This is a genomic window from Neorhizobium tunisiense, assembly GCF_039631515.1.
Classification (GTDB): domain Bacteria; phylum Pseudomonadota; class Alphaproteobacteria; order Rhizobiales; family Rhizobiaceae; genus Neorhizobium.
This window is the reverse complement of the sequence record NZ_JBDIUU010000002.1, coordinates 443,049-464,841: the sequence shown is the minus strand read 5'-3', so window position 1 is coordinate 464,841 and position 21,793 is coordinate 443,049. Positions and strand designations below refer to the sequence as shown.

Genomic DNA, 21,793 nt, shown 5'->3' with positions numbered 1-21,793 from the left:
GACGTGAACCGGGCGCGCCGAGTGCCTACTTACCGCAGACCTGCTAGTATCGCAGATACCATTGCCGCCAGAAGCTCGAGGTCCATGAATTTCAGTCAACTGCCGCCCAGCCTCTCCCTCGATGATTGCCTGGACAAGATACAGTCCCGGACCTTCCGGTTCTTCTGGGATGGTGCCCATCCCGAATCGGGGCTGCCGTTCGACAAATGCTTCGTCTCGGGCGCGCCTTCCCCGAACATGGTGTCGGTCAGCGGCGTCGGCTTCGGTGTTCTCGCCATCATCGTCGCCTGCGAACGCCAGTGGATCACCCGTTCGCAGGCACTGGCGCGCATATCCACCATCATCGATCGCCTGAGGCATTCGCCGACATTCCACGGGGCATTCGCGCATTTCATCGACGGAGCAACGAGCGACGTCATCCGCTTCTCCGGACGTGACGACGGCGGCGACCTCGTCGAAACGACGCTGCTGATGCAGGGCCTGATCTGCGCCCGGGAATATTTCGCCGGAGAGACCGCCCGGGAAGAGAAATTGCGGGCAGACATTACGCGATTGTTCGACGAGGTGGAATGGAACTGGTTCACCCGCGGCAAGGATGAGGCTCTCTACTGGCACTGGAGCCCGAACTACGAGTGGGCCATGAACCTGCCGATCCGCGGCTGGAATGAAGCCTTGTCCTGTTACGTCCTGGCGGCCGGCTCCGACACCCATCCGATCAAGCCGGTAAGCTATCATGCAGGCTGGGCGCGGTCGGGCGCCATGCTGAACGGCGAGATCTATCTCGGAACCAAGCTCCCGCTCGGCGAGCCTTTTGGCGGCCCGCTGTTCATCTCGCATTATTCGTTCTGCGCGCTGGATCCCAGGGGCCTGAGCGACCGCTATTGCGGCAACTACCATGACCAGGCCGTGGCGCATACGCGCATCAACCACGACTACTGCATGACCGTGCCCGACTATGCGAATGCCGGGGTCTGGGGCCTCAGCGCATCCGACGGACCGCAGGGTTACGGTGCCCATTCGCCGACATTCGATCGCGGCGTCATCGCCCCGACGGCGGCCCTGTCGAGCTTCCCCTTCCTGCCCGCCGAGGCGGAAAGTGCCATGCGCGCATTGCTTCACTACGAGGATGGCAGACTGCTCGGCCCATTCGGCTTTGCCGATTCCTTCGCGCCGAAAACCGATTGGGTGGCGGGCACATATCTGGCGATCGACCAGGGCCCGATCATCGCCATGATCGAAAACTTTCGGTCCGGCCTGCTGTGGCGCCTGTTCATGAATGCGCCTGAGGTTCGTCGCGGCCTGGAGCGGCTGGGCTTCACCTCGACCACCCATTCCATCGCGGCGGACACGCCTACTCCAACCGCCTGAACGTCCACTTCACCACGTAGTCGCCGTTGCGCTTCACCTTGCTCTTGGTCCGCACCTCGACCGGTCCGCCGAGAGCGGCTTCGGCGTCTTCGAAGGCCTGGCGCGCCTCGGCGATAGCCTTGTGATAGACGCTGTTGTCGCGCTTGGGGCTTTCGGCGACCGCCTTTATAAGGGCGTCCATATCCGGCTTGTCTCCGGCCATCACTCAATTTTTCCCCGCCGCCTGGGCTTAACGGCCTTTAATGAATACGGACAGTGCCGGGCTTACCGCTCGGTGAGTTTCAGCTCGATGCGGCGGTTCTGGGAGCGGGCGTCCGGCGTATCGCCTTGCGCGATCGGCTGGAATTCGCCGAAGCCGGCAGCGACGAGTCGGTTGGCCGGCACGCCCTTGGAAATCAGGTATTTGACCACCGAAGTGGCGCGGGCCGAGGAAAGCTCCCAGTTGTCGCGGTAACGGCCGGAACCGGAAAGCGGCGAATTGTCCGTATGCCCATCGACGCGCAGCACCCAGTTGATCTCGGCCGGGATTTCCTTGGCGAGATCGAGAAGCGCCGCTGCAAGCTTGTCCATCTCCACCCGTCCGGCCGGGTCAAGCTCGTTGCCGCCGACGGGGAAGAGCACTTCCGACTGGAACACGAAACGGTCGCCGACGATGCGGATGTTCTCGCGGTCCGAGAGGATCTCCCGCAGCCGGCCGAAGAAGTCGGAGCGGTAACGGTTCAATTCCTGGACGCGCTGCGCCAGCGCCACGTTGAGGCGCCGGCCGAGATCGGAGATCTGCGCCTGCGAGGAAGCGTCCTTGGCTTCCGAGGCCTGCAGCGCCTGTTCGATGGCGGCGATCTGGGCACGCAGCGCGGCGATCTGCTGGTTGAGCAGCTCCACCTGGCTTGCGGCGCGGGCACTCAGCTGCTGTTCCTGGTTGAGCTGGTTGGTAAGGTCGCCGATGCGGGCATTGGCGGCGCTGCTGCTGCCGCTCCCCTGGCTCAGCAACTGCTGCAGGCGCGAGCGGTCTGCCTCGGCAGTCGCGAGCGAGGATTGCAGGTTGGCAAGCTGGTCCTCGACATCCTGGGTATTGCCCTTTTCGAGCGCCAAGAGTTCCGTCAGTTCGGCGATCTGGCTGTTCAGCCGGTTCAGCACCTCGTCCCGGCCGGTGATTTCGCGACTGAGCAGGAACTGCGCGAGCACGAAGACGGTGAGCAGGAACATGATGGCGAGCAGCAGCGTGGAAAGCGCATCCACGAAACCCGGCCAATAATCGACACCCCGCTCGCGACGGCGGCTCTTGCCAAGCGCCATCGCTTACTTCCCCCCGATCTTGTCGGAAAGCCGGTCGAGCGTTCGGCGGAGCGCCTTTGATTCTTCCTGCTGCGCCTCGATCCAGTCGCGCAGCATCTGCTGTTCGTTGCGCATGTTCTTGACCAGACCCTGGATGCCTTCGGCGAGATTGGCCATGGCCGACAGAGACCGCTCGTTCTGATGAGCATCGACCGGCCCCTTGGTCTGGGCGGAGGCGAGCGCCCGTAGCTGTTCGGTCAGCGCCCTCAAATCTTCGGAGGAACCGCTCGCGATCGTTTCGGCGATGGCAGGCGGCATGTCCGACCCGAGATCGGTCACCGAAGACAGCCAGTTTTCGAGTTCCGTATAGAAGCGGTTCTGGGCGCGGCCGGCCTGCAGGTCGAGAAAGCCCAATATCAGCGAGCCGGAGAGGCCGAGCAGCGACGACGAGAACGCTGTGCCCATGCCGGCGAGCGGCTGGGCAAGACCGCTCTTGATGGCGGCCAGCACGTCGTTGGAACTGCCGGAATTCGGGTCGAGCGCGCCAATCACGTTGCTGATCGAGCCGATGGTTTGGATCAGGCCCCAGAACGTGCCGAGCAGGCCGAGAAAGACGAGAAGGCCGATGAGATAGCGGGACGTGTCGCGTGATTCGTCGAGGCGCGTGCCGATCGTGTCGAGGATGGAACGGAAGGCATTGGTCGACAGCGCCATCTTGCGGCGGCTGCCGATCAGGGTGCGCATCGGCGCCAGCAGGCGCGGTTCGCGGCCGACCTTGTCGGCGCTGCCGGCGGCGCGGAAGGAATTGAACCAGCGCACTTCCGGCATCAGGGCGATCACCTGGTTGAAAACCAGGATCACGCCGATCAGGAGAACGCCGAGAATGAGGCCGTTCAGGCCCGGATTGGTCTGGAAGGCGTGGGCGGCCTGGCGGTAGAGGATGGAAGCGACGAAACCGACGATGATCAGGAAGATCAGCATCGTCCATAAAAACGAGGCAGGATTGGAAAGTTTGTAGGCATAACCGCCGCGGCCCGTTTCAGACGCGTCCAAATCGTCCACTGTCGCATTCGCCATAATATGCTTCGCCTCCGGTAGTCTTACGCGCCGGAGGCTAGTTGAAAATTGCGACGAATTGAAGTGCAGAAGCTTAGGAAAACAGTCAGCTATCCAGTACTTGAGCTCTAAGCCGGGCGGTGGCGCAAAAATGCCTCAGCGGGTCGGTCAACGGGTCGGAATGGGCCGGTTGACGACTTCGATCAGCGCCTTCTGAATGAGCTCGTTGCCGGCAACGACATTGCCGCTGCCGAAGATGTCGGTCGTGCCCTTCATGTCGGAGACGAACCCGCCCGCCTCGCGGATCAGGATCAGGCCGGCCGCCATGTCCCAGGGCATAAGGTCGGTTTCCCAGAAGCCGTCGAGCCGGCCGGCAGCCACATAGGCAAGGTCGAGCGCAGCCGCGCCGAACCGGCGCATGCCGGCGACTTCACCCATCACGTGGCGCAGTTCGACCAGGAATTTGCCGTGATTGCCGCGGCCGAGATGCGGCATGCCACAGCCGATCACGCAGTCGGACAGCACGCGGCGGGCGGCGACCCGGATGCGGCGGTCGTTCATGAACGCGCCGCCGCCCTTTTCGGCGGTGAACAGCTCGTCCGTCGCCGGATTGAAAACGACGCCGGCAACCACTTCGCCGTTGCGCTCAAGCGCAATCGAGACGGCGAACTGCGGAATGCCGTGCAGGAAGTTGGTGGTGCCGTCGAGCGGATCGACGATCCAGCGATGCGCGCCGTCGGTACCCTTCAGCTCTTCGCTTTCCTCGCCGACGAAACCATAGGTCGGACGCGATTTCAGCAGCTCGTCGCGGACGATCTTTTCCGCCTTCAGATCTGCCTGGGAGACGAAATCGCTCGGGCCCTTCACCGAAACCTGCAGGTTCTGCACCTCGCCGAAATCTCGCGAAAGCGACTTGCCTGCCTTGAGGGCAGCCTGAACCATGACGTTGAGAAGGGCGGAGCGGGCCATGCGGGAAATCCTTGGGGTTGTCCTGACTTGTCGTCTGGACGGGACGGCGTTTTTTTCGGTTTTTATTGATGGGCGGGTTCAAGACCACAAAACCGCGGGAAATTCAAGTCATGGCGCCGGCAGAGCGGCTATTCTCTCGGCCGCGAAGCATCCGACGCTCAACCCTGCAGCCAATCCGCGGCAAGTCCGGCGCCAACCGACAGCAGCGTGGCCGACCACAGATGGATGGCAAAACTGCGAGTGCCAAAAATCACCGAGTAGACCGCCTTGACCACCATGTTGACGAGCACTCCGATGCCTATGGCGCGCACGGCAAGGTTTGCATCGAGTCCCGGCAGCATGCCCGCCACCGTGACGGTCGCGGCATCGACATCGGCAAGCGCGGAAAGCGCCGAGGCGGCAAGGAGACCGCGATCACCGAAATAGAGGGTCGCGGCACGGGCGAAAAATGCCACGGCGGCAAGCAGGACTGCCATCTTGGCAATCGCGGGAAGTTCGAACGGGTTGCCGGGAAAGCTTTCGCCTACCCCAGCCTGCTTCCCGAAAGCAAGGAATGCGGCGTAACCCAGCATGACCAAAGCACCGACGCAGAGCGGCAGCAGCAGGGTCGGCAGCAGGCTGGCCGCCAGCATTCCGATCAGGAAAGCGACCCGCAGGAGTGACACGGCACCGGCGCCGATGGCGCCGGCGGCAAGCGACGTCTCGTTCGCACCTTCCCGGCTGCGCCTCGCAAACGTGATGGTCGTGCCGGTCGAGGAAACGAGGCCGCCGATCCCGCCGGCGACCACGTCGCCTCGCGAGGTCCCGAGCAACCGGACCGCGATATAACCGGCAAAGGAGATCGAGGCGAGCGTGATGACCAGCAGGACGAGGCTTCGCGGCGAGATGCCGCCGAACGGACCGAGCGGATCGGCCGGGATGATCGGCAGGAGCACGAAAGTCATGGCAAGCAGGATGACGGCGGAACGCAATTCCACCCATTGCATGCGGCGGATCGCCCCGTGCAGAAATTCGCGGCCTGCAAGGATCGAGACAAGCGTGGCTCCGGCCGCCGAAGCCAGCACCATGTCATGGGTAACGGCCAGCACGCCAAGACCGAATGTGAGGAGGGCGGTAATGACCGAGGTGGCGCTGAAACTCTCCTCAGCGATCGCCTGGTGCAGCTCGAACAGGGTCAGGACGACCGTGACGGCGATCAGAAAACCGACGGTCACGATGCCCGGATAGGCAGATGCCGGAGCGAGGCTCCGCTCGATCAAGCCGGCAACGCCGCCGAGCATGCCGATCATCGTGAAGGTGCGGATGCCGGCCGCCCGAGCTCCCGGCGGTTCGTCCCGTTCGCGCCAGTGACGCTCCACGCCAACGGCGGCACCGATGGCGATCGCCAGCCCGACACGTGCGAAAAACTCGATCTGGTCCAAGCCCGCCCCCTCCTGGTCCCTGCAACCGAGCCGGACCGCGCCTCACCCACGTCGGAATTTGTTCGCCGCATCGATCGCGCGGCGCTGCTGATCCTCGTTGATCCCGAGATAGAAATCCTCGAGCTCCGGGTCCTGAAGGCCGGCGCGGCGCGACAGCACGTACCACTTTGCCGCTTCTACCGGATCAGGCCGAGTGCCGAGCGCGTTGACATAGAGATGGGCTAGCTTGTTCTGGGCCACCACATTGCCGCGATGGGCGGCGATCCGCAGCCACTCGAAACCCTTTTCGTAGTTGCGGTCTCCCGCAACGCCATTGACAAGCCAGAGGCCCATGTCGAGCTGTGCGGTGTCGAACCCGGCATCTGCGGCACGTTCCAGCCATTCGCGGGCCCGCGCCTTCTTGTCCGCCGGCAGGTCCTTCAGCGTCACATAGAGCTGCGCCACCGCATATTGGCTGTCGGCCACGCCCTGCCGTGCGGATTTCTCGTAGAAGGGCAGTGCCAGATGCAGGCCCTTGTCGCCCGGATTTTCGGAGACCAGGATCTGCGCCCAGTTGAATTGCGCCGAGGCGTTGCCCGCTTCGGCGGCCCTGCGCATGAAATCGTCGGCCTTCGTCTTGTCGCGGGCCACGTCGCGCCCGGTCATCAGCAAGAGCGCGTATTGGAACATGGCGGCCGGATCGCCGCCCTCCGCCGCCTTCTGATACCAGAATGCCGCGGTCTTGGCGTCGCGCTTGATGCCAAGCCCCTTGGTCATCATTTCCGCGACCAGCGTCTGCGCCGCCGCATCGCCGGCCCCGGCCCGGGTCAGCGCCTTGTCGAGCGCCGTCACATACATTCCGCGCTGGTATGCCCCGTAGGCATCGTCCACGGTGCCGGTATAGGCTTTTTCCGCCGGTGCCGGCGGCAGTGCGGCACCCATGCGCTGGTAAAGCTCGACGCCGCCCGAGGGAATGATGCCGTCCGGCTGACCCTCAGGCTCCCTGGTTCCCTTTGCTGAGCCCGGAACCGGCTGGATCTCGACCCGCCCTTTTTTCATCGGCTGGAAATCGGGCTCCACCGGCCGGGTCACGGCCCTGGAATTCGCCTGCGCCAGCGCAAAACAAGGCATCGCCGCCGAAGCGATGAACGTCGCCAGCAGCCCTTTCAGAATCACGCGGGAAAGGCGGTTCGACGGCATGGGCTCCATCAAGCCTCAAACCGTGGCGCTTTTTCGTCCAGAATTGCGTTGACTTCGGCGACCGCGGCGCCGGGACCCTCGGGGTTGGAAAAGACCGCTCCCTTGAGCGCCACGAATTCCGCACCGGTCTCCGCAACGGCAAGCGCGGATGACGGATCGGTGCCGCCCATGACGATGCAGGGAATCTCGATCATCGAGGCCCACCATTCGCCGAGCGCGAGGTTTTTCGGATGCGCTTCAGGCTTGATGTCGCCGTCGAGCTTGCCGAAGAAGATGTAGTCGGGGCGAAATTCGCCGATCGCCAGCGCCTGGTGCCGGTCGGCCGCACCGCCTGTACCGACGATCATCTTCGGCACGAATTTCTCGATCGTTTCCTCCAGCTCCGCCAGGTTCCCGCCGAGATGCAGGCCATCCGCCTTGATGCGGCCGGCCACCCGGCTGTCGCCGGAAATCAGCGCCGCGGCACCCGCCGCCTGGATCAGGTCGACCAGTGCTTCCGCACGCTTCTGGAACGCCTGGTCGTCAAGGCCGTATTGCGGCACGATCACCGAAGCGACGTCGCCGCCGGCAAGCGCTGCTTCGAGATCCTTGGCCTGCTGATCGGCATCGTCATATTGCGGCACGATCAGCACGAGGCGGCAGCGGTCTTCCTGTCCGGTCATGTTTCTTCCCGTTCGGCGGATATCGACTTGTGAAAATCCGCACTCGTTTTCTGTCCGCAAATTCGATAGACCGGACCGTCTGCCGGATCAACCATTCCCTCATCTCCTTCGAGTCTTCATGCCCGATACGCTTAGCTTCGCGTTCTTCACCTTCGCCATCCCCGCTGTTTTGCTTGTCGGCCTCTCGAAAGGAGGCATCGGCGGTGCTATCGGGCTGCTCGGCGTGCCGCTGATGTCGCTCGCCGTCGATCCGGTCAAGGCGGCGGCGATCTTTCTGCCGATCCTGATCGTCATGGACATCGTCGCATTATGGTCCTGGCGGAACTTCAACGATCCCAAGACGCTGCTGGTGATCCTGCCCGGCGGCATCATCGGCATCGCGCTCGGATGGGCAACGTCGGCCTATGTCTCGGACAATGCGCTGCGCCTCGTCATCGCGATTGCGACGATCCTGTTTACCGTGCGCTATTTCTGGCAGGTCTACGGCCCTCGATCCAACCAGCCGAGGGCTCCCCTGCCGCACCGCCCCGGCGCTGCCACCTTCTGGGGCACCTTGTCCGGTTACGCGAGCTTCGTCGCCCATGCCGGCGGACCGCCGTTCCAGATCTACGTCCTGCCGATGCGGCTCGATCCGAAAGCCTATACCGGCGCCAGCATCCGCTTCTTCGCGATCGTCAATGCGGTCAAGGTCATCCCCTACTTCTTCCTCGGCGCACTCGACGCGGAAAATCTCACCATCTCCGCAACGCTTCTGCCGGCAGCCCTGATTGCGACCATGATCGGCGCGGCCATCGTCAAGCACCTGAAGGCGGAAACCTTCTATCCGATGACTTACGGTCTGGCATTCTGTGCGGGATTGAAACTGCTCTGGGACGGGCTGCCGTTCTGATCCGGCAAAGCAAGCGCGGCGCAGCTAAAAAAGCAACGCAAAATAAGGCGGGCGGCATTGTTGCGATGCACAATAAATCTTGCCGTTATCGAGCGTTTACCGTAAGTTCAATGCATGACAACCGTTGACCCCTTTGCAGCCATAGCTGATCCTAACCGGCGGTATCTGCTGGAGGAATTGCGGCGCGCGCCGAAAACCGTAAACGAACTTGCGCAAGGCCTGCCAATCAGCCGGCCTGCGGTATCGCAGCATTTGAAGGCTCTTCTGGATAACAATCTGGTGAATGTGACGGCGGAAGGCACGCGGCGCATCTATTCCGTCAACAGCAAGGGCTTCGACAGGCTCAACCTGTGGCTGGATCAGTTCTGGTCGTGATGACCGGCTTTTAAACCGTGGGAATTGTGGCTCCCTTCCACGACCAGAACCTTGTCATTGTTATTTCTGGGTTATTTCTGGATTATTGGTTTGCCGCTTTTATTATTCGCCTCCGACTGATGAAAAACCGGGCGAGCGGCGGGTTCTCCTACTGAGGAACTAATGACGCGTAGATGCCTTTAGGCGCTGCATTTGGTCCTTGATGCGCAGCTTGCGCCGCTTGAGTTCGGCTATTTCACGGTCGTCGGCGGAGGGGGACGCTAGAACGGTCTGGAGCTCCTCCTCCAAAGCACCGTGCTTCTTTTCAAGCGATGCGATATGAGCCTGGACGGTCATGTGGCATGTTCCTTCCTTAGTCACCTACCACGGCATTCCCTAATGCCGAGGCTTCAGGTTTACGAAGGAAGTGTGACACGATCGGCCGGCTTTGTCGAAGGTGAAATCATGGTTTGAAGTGGGCAAATTCGTGACCTTGTCTAACTTCCCGTTAACGCGGTTTGGTGGTAGAGGCTTGCGGAGAATGCCGGCGACCGCTGAAATGCCGGGCGTGAGAATGGGGACTGGAATATGGCAGATCAGGAACAGGCGGATGTCCGGCTGGTGCTTGCGAAACTTCGACAGGAACACGAGGATTACGACGCCGCCATTAACGCCATGATCCAGGTCGGCTGTGACGCCCTTCGCGTGCAGCGCATGAAGAAGAAGAAACTGTCGCTGAAAGACAAGATGACTCAGCTCGAAGACCAGATTGTTCCGGACATCATCGCGTAAGGGTCCTGCCATGTCTGAAAGACCTGCCGTCGCCATCATCATGGGCAGCCAGTCCGACTGGGAGACCATGAAGAACGCCGCCGACACGCTGGAGGCGCTCGATATCGGTTACGAGGCCCGTATCATATCGGCGCATCGCACGCCGGAGCGGATGATGCAGTTCGCCAAGGGCGCCCGTGCCGAAGGTTTCCAGGTCATCATCGCCGGCGCCGGCGGTGCGGCCCACCTGCCTGGCATGACCGCCGCCATGACCCCGCTTCCGGTTTTCGGCGTGCCAGTTCAGTCGAAGGCGCTTTCGGGCCAGGACAGCCTGCTGTCGATCGTCCAGATGCCGGCCGGCATTCCGGTCGGCACGCTTGCTATCGGCCGGGCCGGCGCCATCAACGCCGCCCTCCTGGCAGCCGCGGTTCTCGCCCTCAACGACGACGAGATCGCCGACCGGCTCGACGAATGGCGCGCCCGACAGAGCGCCGCCGTTGCGGACTATCCAATCGACGAGGCTCCATGACCGTCAGCACCATCGGCATCATCGGCGGCGGCCAGCTCGGCCGCATGCTGGCCATGGCCGCAGCCCGGCTGAACTTCCGCACGATCGTGCTCGAACCGCAGGCCGACTGCCCTGCAGCTCAGGTCGCCAACGCCCAGATCACCGCCGCCTATGACGATCCGGCAGCGCTTGCCGAACTCGCCAGCCGCTGCGACGTCGTCACCTACGAATTCGAGAACGTGCCGGTCACCGCCGCCGAGGCGCTGCAACGCTCGGCGCCGGTCTATCCGCCGGCCAAGGCGCTCGATGTGTCACAGGACCGGCTGACCGAAAAGCGGTTCCTGAGTTCCTGCGGCATAGACACCGCTCGATTCCATGCCGTCGACAGCCAGTCCGACCTCGAAACGGCACTCGTCGATTTCGGCGGCCAGGGCGTGCTGAAGACCCGCCGGATGGGTTATGACGGCAAGGGCCAGCGCGTGTTCCGCTCCGCCGCGGACAGTCCGGCCGGCGCCTATGACGCGCTCGGCGGCGTGCCGCTGATTCTCGAAAGCTTCGTGCCCTTCGAACGCGAGGTCTCAATCATCGCCGCACGCGCCGGGGACGGCACGACCGCCTGCTACGATCCGGCCGAGAATGTCCACCGCGGCGGCATTCTTCACACCTCCACCCTGCCCGCAAGAATCACCGAAGCGACAGCGAAGACCGCCCGCGAATCGGCCGAGAAGCTGCTGGCCGCGCTCGATTATGTCGGCGTCATCGGCATGGAGTTCTTCGTCATGGCGGATGGAACGCTGATCGCCAACGAGATCGCCCCGCGCGTCCACAATTCCGGCCACTGGACGGAGGCCGCCTGCGTCGTCTCGCAGTTCGAGCAGCATATCCGCGCCGTCGCGGGGCTGCCGCTCGGCAATCCGGTTCGCCATTCCGACTGCGTGATGACCAACCTCATCGGCGACGACATTCTGGACGTGCCGGCCTGGCTCTCGCGCGATGATGTTCTGGTCCATCTCTATGGCAAGACGGAATCCCGACCGGGCCGGAAAATGGGCCATGTGACCGAATTGAAGGGCCTGAAAACGTCGTCACAAGGTTGACATGCAGATTGGCTCGGGTTATCTGCACGCCCAACTGAGAGCGCGCCCCTCGAAGAATCTTGGCGGCGCGCTTTTGATTGATAGACATGCGGCTCTAAGCCCACAGACTGCTGGACCAGGAAAATGAAGATCAAGAACTCGCTTAAGGCGCTGAAGGCTCGTCACCGCGATAACCGTCTGGTTCGCCGCAAGGGCCGCGTTTACATCATCAACAAGCAGAACCCGCGCTTCAAGGCTCGTCAGGGCTGATACGGGCATTCAGCTCCGGTCTCGGCCGCAGCCGATCAAATTGTCGGTAACACGACAAATCGGGTTTGACCTTCGGCGCAGGCGGATTACCTTATCCGCATGCGCTATTTTCGTTTCAGTACTCTGATTCTCGCCGCGAGCCTTGCCGCCTCGCCCGCTCTCGCCCAGACAGCGACGTCCAAGCCGCCCTCAGCCCCACCTGCCGCCGCTCCGGTCGTACCGGCTGTCGCGCAGAAACCGGGCAAGCCTGTCGATCCGTTGTTCGATGCCTTGAAGCGCGAACGCAATCCGGAAAAGGCGCGCGGCATCGCCAGCCAGATCATCGCCGACCTGAACGATTCGGGCAGCGCCACCATCAACCTGCTGATGCAGTGGTCTGCGACCGCCATCAAGGAAAAACGCAATGCCGCCGCACTCGATTTCCTCGATCAGGTGACCGTGCTCGATCCCGCCTTTGCGGAAGGCTGGAACCGCCGTGCGACGCTGCATTACACGATGGGCAATCCCCGCAAATCCATGGCCGACATCGCCGAGGTGCTGAAGCGCGAGCCGCGCCATTTCGGAGCGCTGGCCGGCATGGCCGGTATCCTGACGGAAGCCGGCAAGGACGAACTGGCGCTGAAGGCATGGCAGGACTATCTCGCCGTCTACCCCGCCGACCGCGACGCCCAGGAAGCCGTTTCCAAGCTTTCCGAAAAGCTCGCCGGCAACCGGACCTGAGCCTTCGGGCGGCGCGTCCATGATGATCTTACCCCTTGCCATCGCCGGCGTTGTTGCCACCGCGTTTTGCTTCACCGCCTGGAAGGCGAAAGCGATCGAAGCCGCGTTCCCGAACACCGGCGAACTGATCGATGTCGGCGGGTTTTCGATGAACTCGCTGCATGTGCCCAAACCTGAAGGCGCAGATCTGCCTGCGGTCGTCTTCATCCACGGCGCCAGCGGCAATTTCCGCGATCAGGAAGCGGCCTTCCGCCAGGCCCTCCAAGGCCGCGCCGAAATGCTCTTCGTCGACCGGCCGGGCCACGGGTATTCCGAGCGCGGCGGCCTCGAAAACGGCTTCCCGGACGGCCAGGCGGCGGCGATCGCGAGGCTGATGGAAAAGCGCGGCATAGACAGGGCGATCATCGCCGGCCATTCCTTCGGCGGCGCGATCGCTGCGAGCTTCGGCCTCCACCATCCGGAAAAGACCGCCGGCCTGCTGTTCCTGGCGCCCGCCACCCATCCCTGGCCCGGCCGGATCGACTGGTACTACAATCTCACCGCCCGCCCGGTGATCGGCCGGCTGTTCAGCCATCTCCTCGCCCTGCCGGCCGGCCTTGTGGTGATGAAGACTGCGACACGCTCGGTCTTTCACCCCAACCCCTGCCCCGAGGCCTATCTTCGCGACGGCGCGCCATATCTGGTCCTGCGCCCGAAAGTATTTCGCAGCAACGCCATCGACGTCGCCAACCTCAACGGCTACGTGACCCGCGTTGCACCGCGCTACAAGGAGATAACCGCGCCGACGGTAATCATCACCGGCGACAGCGACGCGATCGTCGCGGAGGAGATCCACTCGCGCGGCCTTGCCAGCGATATCGCCGGGTCCGAACTCGTCTCCATCCGCAATCTCGGCCACAAGCCGGACTATATCACGACCGACGTCGTGATCGCGGCAATCGAAAAACTCGCGGGCCTCCCCCGCGACCTGAAGGCCGCCGCGCATGTCGCGGAAGCGCGCATCGCGCCGACAGCGGAAGACTCGGCGCCCGAAATGGATCTCTCGATCGAGAAAACCTGAGCCAGGCTCAGACGACGCCAGCCCGAAGCAAGCTGGCCGCCCCAACCTCCGGCCATACGGAATCGGAGAGACGAGATGCAGATCGGCAGCATTGGCAGTGACTATTCGGCGCGGCCTGCGAAGCAGGAGGGCGCGTCGGCCGCGACGGATGCCTCAGCAGCCGCGTCGTCTGGTCCATCCAGCCCCAAGGACGAGCCCTACGATCGCCTCGTCCATGGCCTGACGTCGCTGAAGAAGGCGAGCGACGAGGCGGAAGAGCAGGCAAAGGCGCGTGCCAGGCAGAAACTCGACGATGCCAAGCAGCAGCTCGAGTTCATGCGCCGCTGGGGCTTGGATCCGCAAGTGATCGCCAAGCAGGCGGCCCAGCTCGGCGTCGTCGTCGCCGGCGCCGCCCGCGAATTCGCCGAGGCCCTGACCGGGGGCGGCAGCGGCGCCGTGCCCTCCGCCAACGCCCCGCTCAGTGCAGCAACGTCGGATCCGATCCTGAATGCCGGCGAACAGGCCGCAGCTGCCGATAGCGCCGGTGACGAGCCGACAGAGGACGACAAGCCCGTCTCTTACGCCGAGCAGGCCTATCTCGACGCGATGGACGAATCGCCGCGTGAGACGCCAAAACTGTCCCTCGACGACATCAAGACCGCGATGGAATTCAGCACCGTCGCCCGCCAGATCAAGGCGCTTCTGGAAGAGGCGGCCCGCAGGCTGCGCGAGCAGAACAGCGCAGCCACAGTGCCCGGCACCGGAAGTCTCGACGCCTCCGTCAACGCGCTGACCGGCACGATCTCCGCCATGCCGACCGTCAGCATCACCATCTGAGGTTTTTATCCGGCCGCGACCATGCAGAAAGCTGGCGTGAGGACCGATTCAGCCCTGCCGCACGATGGTACCGATCACATTGACGACTAGGCGCGATGCCGTCAGGGCCGACAGGCCATCGATGTCGGCGGGAGGATAGAGTTCGACGAGGTCGAACCCGGCAATCCTTGCCCGTCTGCCGAGACCGCTGATCAAATCGATCACCTGCGTATAGGTGAGGCCTCCGGGCGTACGCGCTGCCACACCGGGCATGACGCTGGGATCAAGGCAGTCACAGTCAAGGGTGACGACGACCTGCGCGCCTTCGGGAATGTGTCGGAGAGCGGCTTCGACGCCCTGTGCGTGAATCTCACGGGCCGTCACGAAATGGCTGCCATAGCGCCGCGCTGCCTCGATGTCCGACAGGCGCGCACTGCCGACGCTGCGGAGCCCGACCTGTACCATGCCGGCGACATGCGGCATCTCGCTCGCCCGACGCATCGGGCTCGAATAGCCGTGACGCTCGCCATTCACCTCGTCGCGCCAGTCGATATGGGCGTCGATCTGCAGAATCCAGACCGGCCCGTGATTGGCAAAACCGGCGAGGAAGGGAATAGTCACCGAGCAGTCGCCACCGAGCAGGATCGGTATAGCCGAAAGAGCCAGGACCTGGCGTGTCTTCTCCTCGATCTGTGCCCGGTTGCCGATATTGTCATGCAGGATGGTCGGGATGTCGCCGCCGTCGACGCATGAGACCCGCTTGCCGTCGAACAGCGGGCCGCTAAGATCGAAATCCCAGTGCTCGACGAGCGTGACATCATCTTGGCTCGCGGCGCGGATGGCGTCGGCGGCCAAAGCATGGCCGCTGCTGTCCTTCCCGGGATAGGTGCTGCCGTGGCCGGCTCCGTAGATCACGGCGCGGGGTGTCCGGCTCCCAGAGAGGTGATCGGAAAAGCCGAGAAATGGGGGCGAGGAGGTCATTTCTTGATGGCTCTGATGATGGTTAGCTGAATTCGGGTATTGAGGGGCGGTGATCAAGGCGACAGGTTCGCGACCGCTTCCACAACATCTCCTAAAAGACAGTCCGCGACGGGCAAAGTCCAGGATGCCCTACAGAGACATTCCAGGCAAGAAACACCGTTTGCAACGTCTGCGTTGCAAGCGGTTCGAGATCAGACCTGGATTTCAATCAACCGCCGGATCGCTCCGGCGGTTTTCGTTTGTCCGTTTGCCGTGCCTCAGATGCCGCTCTGGCCGTCCGAGCCGATATAGGCGATGCGCAGCATGTTGGTGGCGCCGGGCGTGCCGAGCGGCACGCCGGCCGAGATGATGATCCGGTCGCCGGGCTTGCCGAAGCCTTCAGACACAACGATGCGGCAGGCACGGTTGACCATGTCGTCGAGGTCGGTCGCGTCACTGGTGACGACGCAATGCATGCCCCAACCGACCGAAAGGCGGCGCGCCGTCTGGACGATCGGCGACAGCGCGATGATCGGCACCTCCGGACGTTCGCGGGATGCGCGCAGGCCCGTCGTGCCCGACGAGGTGTAAGTGACGATCGCCGCTAGCTTCAAAGTTTCGGCGATCTGGCGGGCGGCCAGCGAGATTGCATCCGCACCGGTTGCCTCCGGCGTCGCGCGCTGGGCATAGATGATGCTCGGATAAAGCGGATCCTGCTCGACCGTGCTGGCGATCGACGCCATCATCGACACCGCCTCGACCGGATACTGGCCGGAGGCCGATTCGGCCGACAGCATGATTGCGTCGGCGCCTTCGAAAACCGCGATCGATACGTCCGACACTTCGGCGCGGGTCGGAACCGGCGCGGTGATCATCGATTCCAGCATCTGGGTTGCGACGACGACCGGCTTGCCGGCGCGCCGACACAAGCGCGTCAGCTGCTTCTGGATGCCCGGCACGGCTTCGATCGGCATTTCGACGCCGAGATCGCCGCGCGCCACCATGACGGCATCGGAAAGCTCGATGATCTCGTCGATGCGCTCGAGCGCCTGGGGCTTCTCGATCTTCGACATGATGCCGACGCGGCCGCGGGCGATCTTGCGCACTTCGGCAAGGTCGTCGGGACGCTGCACGAAGGACAACGCCACCCAGTCCACATCGTCGGTCGCGAGCACCGCGTCGAGGTCGACGCGGTCCTTTTCGGTCAGCGCGCCAACGCCGAGCAGCGTATCGGGCAGGCTGACACCCTTGCGGTCGGAAATGCTGGTGCCGGCGATGACCTTGCAGACGATGCTCTTGCCATCGGCCTTCTCGGCCTTCAGCGCCAGCTTGCCGTCGTCGATCAGCAGGCGATGGCCCACCTTCACCGCTTCCAGGATTTCCGGATGCGGCAGGAAGACGCGGGTCTCGTCGCCGGGTTCGTCGCGGTTGTCGAGCGTGAAGGTCTGACCTGGAGTGAGCGTCACCTTGCCGGCTGCGAACTTGCCGACGCGCAGCTTCGGACCCTGGAGGTCGGCCAGAATGCCGATCGGCCGGCCGCTGCGTTCCTCGACGGCGCGGATGCGCTTGATCAGCGTGCGCATCAGGTCGTGGCTCGCGTGGCTCATGTTGATGCGGAAGAGATCAGCCCCCGCTTCATGCAGCTTCTGGATCATCGCCTCTTCGGACGAAGCCGGTCCGAGGGTAGCGAGGATCTTTACTTTGCGGTTCCGCCTCATCAGTTGTGGCCTTCTTGTGTGCCAGGCGTATCCGAAAGCTGGACCATCCAGCTTCCCTGACGGCCCGTATCATATTCCTTGAAGCCCATGCGCTGGAAGCCACGGGCAAAACAGTCATTGACGCCGACGACTTTGAACTCGTTCTCCGCGACGCACATGTTCACATTGCCGGTCCAGCGGCCGCCCCGGGCCGCGTCCTCGGCATAAAGGTAATAATAACGCGACTGGAGCTCGCCCTCGATCAGCGTCGCGCAGGTGGAGGCCGGAACCTGCCACCAGCCTTCGGTGGTCCAGCCCTCCGTGGCGCGATAGCCGATCGCCACGCCGACGAGGTTCTGCGTGGCGTTGCAGACCCGGAAATCCGCATGCGCGACGGCCGCCGCGAAAAGCGGGACACCGGAGGCGACCATGGCGGCAAGCACAGGGGCGGAAACGATGGAGCGAAGAGTGGTTCTGGGGGATTTTTTCGACACGGTTTCCGTCAGGACTCCATGGTTATTCGTGAAGCACTTTCTTCGCGCGGCGGAGTCGGAAAGTCAACGTAACTCTAATCGATTAGTCTTCCTCATACCCTCAATCCAAGCCGATCGTCGCGCCAGCACGGCTTGCGTCGCGGCTTTCCCCATGCCATCAACACCCGTCTTCCGACCGACCTTTCGAAACCATTTCATTTCCGATGGCGATGCAGGACTTCATTCCTTTCGAAATCATAGACGGCGATTATGACAGCGGCATGGTGCTGCTCGCCGACCATGCCATGAACCGCCTGCCCGCCTCCTATGGCAGCCTCGGCCTGCCGGAGAGCGCCTTCCACCGCCATATCGCCTTCGATATCGGCATCGAGGCACTGACCCGCCAGCTTGCCGGCATGCTGAACGTACCGGCCGTGCTCGGCTGTTTCTCCCGCCTGCTGATCGACCCGAACCGCGGCGAGGACGATCCGACCCTGATCATGAAGATTTCCGACGGGGCGATCATTCCCGGTAATCATCCGATTACCCAGGAAGAGTGGGATCTACGCCTCGATACCTATCACCGGCCCTATCACCGCGCCGTCGAACGCACGATCGCCGAGGCAGGTGCGTCGGGCCGCGCGCCGCTCGTGCTCTCGCTGCATTCCTTCACGCCGTTCTGGAAGGGCGTCGCCCGCCCCTGGCACGCGGCCGTGCTCTGGGACAGCGACGACCGCGCCGTGACGCCGCTCCTCAACCTGCTCGGCGAACCCGGCGACATCGTCGTCGGCGACAACGAGCCCTATGACGGGGCGCTGAAAGGCGACACCATGTACCGGCACTGCATGGTATCGGGAACCCCGCACGCGCTTCTCGAAGTCCGCCAGGACCTGATCGGCGACGCGACGGGCATCGCCGCCTGGGCGGAAAGACTGGCGCCGGCCTTCAAGACGCTCAACGCCGACCCCACATTGCATGAATACAGGATCTTTCCCTCGCGCACCGGCCCCTATCCAGTCTGACGCGACACCAGGAGATGCGCCCATGAGCGAACCCATCACCAGCGAACTCACGAAAGAACAGCAGACCGAATTCGAGGCCGCCGCCTTCCGCCGCCTCGTCCAGCATCTGCGCGAACGCACCGACGTGCAGAATATCGACCTGATGAACCTCGCCGGCTTCTGCCGCAACTGCCTGTCGAACTGGTATCGCGATGCCGCCAACGACGCCGGCGTCGATCTCTCCAAGGACGCATCCCGCGAGATCGTCTACGGCATGCCCTACGAGGATTGGAAAAATCTGCACCAGCAGCAAGCCTCGGATGCACAAAAAGCCGCATTCGACGTGAACAAGCCAGCCCATGGTTGATCGATTTGCCGATTGGGCTTGACCTTGCGGCGGCTTTTCGGCAGTTGACGACCATTCAATGAAATCCACACGATCAGGAGGCCCCGATGTCTGATGCTCATGGCGTCGCCCGCGACCAGCTTCGCGCATTTATCGAGCGCATCGAACGACTGGAAGAAGAAAAGAAGACCATCGCCGACGACATCAAGGATGTCTACGGCGAAGCCAAGGGCATGGGCTACGACACGAAGATCATGAAAAAGGTCATCGCCCTGCGCAAGAAGGACGACCAGGAGCGCATGGAAGAGGATCTTATCCTCGATACCTACCTCCAGGCGCTCGGCATGATCGAGGCCCCTGCCGACCAGGACGCCGCCTGATCCGTCTCAGGCATGCAGGCCAGGCAGAACGCATGAAAAAACCCGCCATTCCGGCGGGTTTTTTATGGTCTTCGATTGGCCCGGCTATCAATTGTTCGGGCCGCTGAACCGGTTCGGGTCGATCGCCACCGTGGCGGCAACCGGCCTGAAGCCGCCGCCGGAATAACCTGCCGAATATTCGTTGTTCAGCGTCCGGCTGACGACGCGCGGTGCCTTCATCGAGGCGGCCGCGTTGGCACGATTGTTGTTGAGAGCCCATTTCGCCAACACATCGCCCGTCAACGCGCCGCCACTTGCCGACTGCGGCACATTCTGGTTCGGACGGCCGCCCTTGGCGGGGATCGGAAGCGCGCTTGTCGAAGCCGTGACCGGGCTGCGCGGCGCGTCGAACCCATCGCCGAACTGCACACCCTTGTTGGAATGGATGACCTTCGGAGAAGCCGACGCCGTTTCAACCGGCTTCTGGACCGGCATCGGAGCCGCCGCCATTGCCGCAGCAGGCTGGGCCGGAGCAGGCTGGACTGACGCGGGCTGGGTTGGAGCGATAGGCATGGGCACCGCCGCCTGGCGCGGCTCGACGCTCTGGGCAAGCGCTGCAACGAGAGCCGGCGTCAGTTCCTGCTGTTCCTCAGCCTTCGCAGTGGCATTGGCCGGAGCGGCGATGTTCGGCCGCTGGCCGGGCAGCGGAATGGACGCGGCATCCTCCAGCGCCGGCATCGGGCCGACGGACGCGGTCATCACGCCGCTTTCTGCATCACCCTTGAAGCCACGCGGTCCAAGCAATGTCGGAACCGGGATGTTGTAGGTGGAAAGATCGGCAAAAGTCTCGCCGCCGGGCTGGACCGGAGCGGACGCCTGCAGCGCGAGCGCTTCCTGGGCCGGGTTGCGCGCCGGAGAATAGAGCGCCGTCGCAAGCCCACCGGCATCCGAACGGAAGGCGGGACGCGAAAGCGGCACGGGCGCGGCAATCGTCTGCGCCTGTGCCGGCGCCTGATTCTGGGTCTGGGCCTGATTCTGGCCCGTCAAAGGCGAAGCCGAGGCAACCGCGACAGGCGCTTCACCCTCGTCCTCCCCAGCAGGCTTTGCAGCCGGAGCCGCACGCCGCGCCACGGCAGGAGCAGCACTTTCCTCATTGTCCTCCTCCTCGTCGGCACCACCGCCGCCGAACAGGAATGCCAGAAGGTTAGGCTGCCGCTTGCGTTCCGAATCGCCGCGGATGCCGGCACCGGCGGTGCTGGCGATCTGGATCGAATCGTTGCCGACGCGCCGCTTGTAGTCGGCCATCGCCGTCTCATAGCCGGGAAGCGGCTTGCCGTCGGCGGGAAGATGGATCGTGTTGCCGTTCGGAAAAATCTGCACCAGTTCCTGGCGCGTCATCCGCGGCCAGGCACGAACGCCGCCGACATCGAGATGCACGAAAGGCGAGCCCGAGGTCGGGTAATAGCCGACGCCGCCGACCTGCATCTGCATGGCGAGCCCGCGCAGTGTCGAAAGCTTCACGCCCGGAATGTAGAAGTCCATGGCCTTGCCGAGCATGTGCTGGCTGTTCTTGGCGACACCGGTATTGCGCGAACGGGTACGCAGCATGTTGTTGGTGGTCGGCGAACGATAGGCGGAAACCACGTGGATATAGTCGCTGGCGCCGGAACGCCGATAGACTTCCCAGACGAGGTCGAAGAGTCGCGGGTCCATCCTGGCCGGTTCGTTGCGACGCCAGTCGCGCAGGAACTGGTTGATCTGGGCGAGGCCCTTGGGATCGAACTTGCCGTTCCGCTTGAAGGTGATCACGGCCTTCTCGCCGGTATGGACGAAATAGAGTTTCAGGCTCTTTTCCTGGGCGGCTGCGTCACTTGCGGAGATCGAAAGCACGGGCAGCGCCATCAACACCAGCAGGGCGACCGCCATGACGCGCCGGGTCAGACTGACAAAAAGCCCAGCTCTGCCGCCACGCCTCTTCTCACCCGAAGGCGTTTCTTTTGCATACTGATCCGGCAAAACGATCCCCGTCCTGTCGACAACGTCCCACGTTGCCTCAAATGACTGTCAATTGCGGTGACACGATGGCAAATGTGCCACACATGTACAACCTTCTCCCATATAGTCAACAATTGACTAATCGGAGATTGACAAACGTTGACAGGACATCCTTGTGCGAGGGTTAACACTATCCAATATATTAGTAATTAATTAAGTAACTAGGCCGCTTCCTTGAGTGGATCGTCCGGATCGATGCCGTAATCCTTCAGTTTACGATAAAGCGTCGAGCGTCCGATGCCGAGTTTGCGGGCAACCTGGCTCATCTGGCCGCGATAGAACTTCAGCGCAAAGCGGATCAGCTCCTCCTCGACATCGGCAAGCTTCCGCACTTCCCCGGTCTCGTCGGTGCTGACGATGACGTTTTCCTGTGGATAGGCGGCGGCGAGCATCGCCTTCGCATCCGGCCTAGCGTGCCGCGATTTGTCGCTGTTGGCAAATACCGGCGAATCGGCGAGCGCCTCGCGCATGGCGTGGTCGGACAGGGCACCCGGAGCTGGCATGACGGCGGTCGCTACCAGTTCCGCCT

The 21,793-nt window shown here is 63.1% G+C and carries 25 protein-coding genes and 1 pseudogene; 13 read left to right on the top strand and 13 right to left on the bottom strand.

What is annotated here, in order from left to right; translation table 11 throughout:
- The first annotated feature begins 84 nt into the window (after positions 1-84).
- Entirely contained in the window at positions 85-1,368 is a 1,284-nt protein-coding gene (locus tag ABCW43_RS11265; protein WP_345924282.1) for a glucoamylase family protein, read from the top strand.
- Here the strand turns inward: ABCW43_RS11265 and ABCW43_RS11260 are convergent.
- The 7 genes from ABCW43_RS11260 to ABCW43_RS11230 form a co-directional block, all read right to left on the bottom strand.
- On the bottom strand, positions 1,352-1,549 hold the full coding sequence (locus tag ABCW43_RS11260; protein WP_345924280.1) for a hypothetical protein: 198 nt from the start codon (positions 1,547-1,549) through the stop codon (positions 1,352-1,354). The two genes, ABCW43_RS11265 and ABCW43_RS11260, sit on opposite strands and share 17 nt — an antisense overlap.
- Positions 1,550-1,632: 83 nt before the next feature.
- Positions 1,633-2,664: a peptidoglycan -binding protein gene (locus ABCW43_RS11255; protein ID WP_345924279.1), complete on the bottom strand. Its 1,032-nt coding sequence runs from the start codon at positions 2,662-2,664 to the stop codon at positions 1,633-1,635.
- Positions 2,665-2,667: 3 nt separating this feature from the next.
- Complete coding sequence (locus ABCW43_RS11250) at positions 2,668-3,720, bottom strand: flagellar motor protein MotA (RefSeq protein ID WP_345924277.1); 1,053 nt, start codon at positions 3,718-3,720, stop codon at positions 2,668-2,670.
- Between the two features lie 147 nt (positions 3,721-3,867).
- Positions 3,868-4,668, bottom strand: a complete 801-nt coding sequence (locus ABCW43_RS11245; protein ID WP_345924276.1) for an inositol monophosphatase family protein — start codon at positions 4,666-4,668, stop codon at positions 3,868-3,870.
- 158 nt (positions 4,669-4,826) lie between these two features.
- Positions 4,827-6,089, bottom strand: a complete 1,263-nt coding sequence (locus tag ABCW43_RS11240) for an MgtC/SapB family protein (protein WP_345924275.1) — start codon at positions 6,087-6,089, stop codon at positions 4,827-4,829.
- Between the two features lie 42 nt (positions 6,090-6,131).
- Entirely contained in the window at positions 6,132-7,277 is a 1,146-nt protein-coding gene (locus ABCW43_RS11235) for a tetratricopeptide repeat protein (protein ID WP_445738927.1), read from the bottom strand.
- The gene (locus ABCW43_RS11230) at positions 7,277-7,930 is read right to left on the bottom strand and encodes a thiamine phosphate synthase (protein ID WP_345924273.1); all 654 of its coding nucleotides are present in this window, start codon (positions 7,928-7,930) and stop codon (positions 7,277-7,279) included. The genes ABCW43_RS11235 and ABCW43_RS11230 overlap by 1 nt, the downstream gene beginning before the upstream one ends.
- A gap of 118 nt (positions 7,931-8,048) precedes the next feature.
- Between ABCW43_RS11230 and ABCW43_RS11225 the strand changes: the two genes are divergently transcribed.
- Together ABCW43_RS11225 and ABCW43_RS11220 are read left to right on the top strand one after the other, a co-directional pair.
- Positions 8,049-8,819, top strand: a complete 771-nt coding sequence (locus ABCW43_RS11225; RefSeq protein WP_345924272.1) for a sulfite exporter TauE/SafE family protein — start codon at positions 8,049-8,051, stop codon at positions 8,817-8,819.
- 114 nt (positions 8,820-8,933) lie between these two features.
- Positions 8,934-9,194, top strand: a complete 261-nt coding sequence (locus tag ABCW43_RS11220) for an ArsR/SmtB family transcription factor (RefSeq protein WP_345924271.1) — start codon at positions 8,934-8,936, stop codon at positions 9,192-9,194.
- A 159-nt stretch (positions 9,195-9,353) separates the two neighbouring features.
- Here the strand turns inward: ABCW43_RS11220 and ABCW43_RS11215 are convergent, their stop codons facing one another.
- Entirely contained in the window at positions 9,354-9,530 is a 177-nt protein-coding gene (locus tag ABCW43_RS11215; RefSeq protein ID WP_037077101.1) for a YdcH family protein, read from the bottom strand.
- A 231-nt stretch (positions 9,531-9,761) separates the two neighbouring features.
- Between ABCW43_RS11215 and ABCW43_RS11210 the strand changes: the two genes are divergently transcribed.
- From ABCW43_RS11210 to ABCW43_RS11180, 7 genes are all read left to right on the top strand, one after another.
- On the top strand, positions 9,762-9,965 hold the full coding sequence (locus tag ABCW43_RS11210; protein ID WP_037077103.1) for a YdcH family protein: 204 nt from the start codon (positions 9,762-9,764) through the stop codon (positions 9,963-9,965).
- Between the two features lie 10 nt (positions 9,966-9,975).
- On the top strand, positions 9,976-10,473 hold the full coding sequence (gene purE / locus ABCW43_RS11205) for a 5-(carboxyamino)imidazole ribonucleotide mutase (protein WP_007757842.1): 498 nt from the start codon (positions 9,976-9,978) through the stop codon (positions 10,471-10,473).
- On the top strand, positions 10,470-11,549 hold the full coding sequence (locus ABCW43_RS11200) for a 5-(carboxyamino)imidazole ribonucleotide synthase (protein ID WP_345924267.1): 1,080 nt from the start codon (positions 10,470-10,472) through the stop codon (positions 11,547-11,549). The genes purE and ABCW43_RS11200 overlap by 4 nt, the downstream gene beginning before the upstream one ends.
- Before the next feature lie 123 nt (positions 11,550-11,672).
- Complete coding sequence (gene ykgO / locus ABCW43_RS11195; RefSeq protein ID WP_003497670.1) at positions 11,673-11,798, top strand: type B 50S ribosomal protein L36; 126 nt, start codon at positions 11,673-11,675, stop codon at positions 11,796-11,798.
- Between the two features lie 99 nt (positions 11,799-11,897).
- Positions 11,898-12,518: a hypothetical protein gene (locus tag ABCW43_RS11190; RefSeq protein WP_345924190.1), complete on the top strand. Its 621-nt coding sequence runs from the start codon at positions 11,898-11,900 to the stop codon at positions 12,516-12,518.
- 19 nt (positions 12,519-12,537) lie between these two features.
- On the top strand, positions 12,538-13,578 hold the full coding sequence (locus ABCW43_RS11185; RefSeq protein WP_445738926.1) for an alpha/beta fold hydrolase: 1,041 nt from the start codon (positions 12,538-12,540) through the stop codon (positions 13,576-13,578).
- A 75-nt stretch (positions 13,579-13,653) separates the two neighbouring features.
- On the top strand, positions 13,654-14,394 hold the full coding sequence (locus ABCW43_RS11180; protein WP_345924188.1) for a hypothetical protein: 741 nt from the start codon (positions 13,654-13,656) through the stop codon (positions 14,392-14,394).
- Between the two features lie 48 nt (positions 14,395-14,442).
- On the opposite strand, the gene ABCW43_RS11175 is transcribed toward ABCW43_RS11180, so the two are convergent.
- The 3 genes from ABCW43_RS11175 to ABCW43_RS11165 all read right to left on the bottom strand — a co-directional run bounded on the left by ABCW43_RS11175 (position 14,443) and on the right by ABCW43_RS11165 (position 17,461).
- The gene (locus tag ABCW43_RS11175) at positions 14,443-15,354 is read right to left on the bottom strand and encodes an agmatinase (protein ID WP_345924186.1); all 912 of its coding nucleotides are present in this window, start codon (positions 15,352-15,354) and stop codon (positions 14,443-14,445) included.
- 257 nt (positions 15,355-15,611) lie between these two features.
- Positions 15,612-17,051 carry a pyruvate kinase gene (gene pyk / locus ABCW43_RS11170; RefSeq protein ID WP_345924184.1) on the bottom strand — a complete coding sequence of 480 codons (1,440 nt, stop codon included), beginning with the start codon at positions 17,049-17,051 and terminating at the stop codon, positions 15,612-15,614.
- Positions 17,051-17,461 (bottom strand): DUF1036 domain-containing protein, encoded by a 411-nt coding sequence (locus ABCW43_RS11165; RefSeq protein ID WP_345925425.1) that lies wholly within the window; start codon positions 17,459-17,461, stop codon positions 17,051-17,053. Before ABCW43_RS11165 ends, pyk begins: the two co-directional genes overlap by 1 nt.
- 272 nt (positions 17,462-17,733) lie before the next feature.
- Between ABCW43_RS11165 and ABCW43_RS11160 the strand changes: the two genes are divergently transcribed.
- From ABCW43_RS11160 to ABCW43_RS11150, 3 genes are all read left to right on the top strand, one after another.
- Entirely contained in the window at positions 17,734-18,525 is a 792-nt protein-coding gene (locus ABCW43_RS11160) for an N-formylglutamate amidohydrolase (RefSeq protein WP_345925423.1), read from the top strand.
- 22 nt (positions 18,526-18,547) lie between these two features.
- Positions 18,548-18,871 (top strand): DUF1244 domain-containing protein, encoded by a 324-nt coding sequence (locus tag ABCW43_RS11155; RefSeq protein WP_345924182.1) that lies wholly within the window; start codon positions 18,548-18,550, stop codon positions 18,869-18,871.
- A gap of 86 nt (positions 18,872-18,957) precedes the next feature.
- Positions 18,958-19,230, top strand: a complete 273-nt coding sequence (locus tag ABCW43_RS11150; RefSeq protein ID WP_007752220.1) for a DUF2312 domain-containing protein — start codon at positions 18,958-18,960, stop codon at positions 19,228-19,230.
- An 87-nt stretch (positions 19,231-19,317) separates the two neighbouring features.
- Here the strand turns inward: ABCW43_RS11150 and ABCW43_RS11145 are convergent, their stop codons facing one another.
- A complete protein-coding gene (locus ABCW43_RS11145; protein ID WP_345924176.1) occupies positions 19,318-21,135 on the bottom strand; it encodes a peptidoglycan L,D-endopeptidase MepK in 1,818 nt (605 codons plus the stop codon).
- A 290-nt stretch (positions 21,136-21,425) separates the two neighbouring features.
- A pseudogene (locus tag ABCW43_RS28820) lies at positions 21,426-21,602 on the bottom strand (helix-turn-helix domain-containing protein); the annotation flags it as partial.
- Positions 21,603-21,793 lie beyond the last annotated feature (191 nt).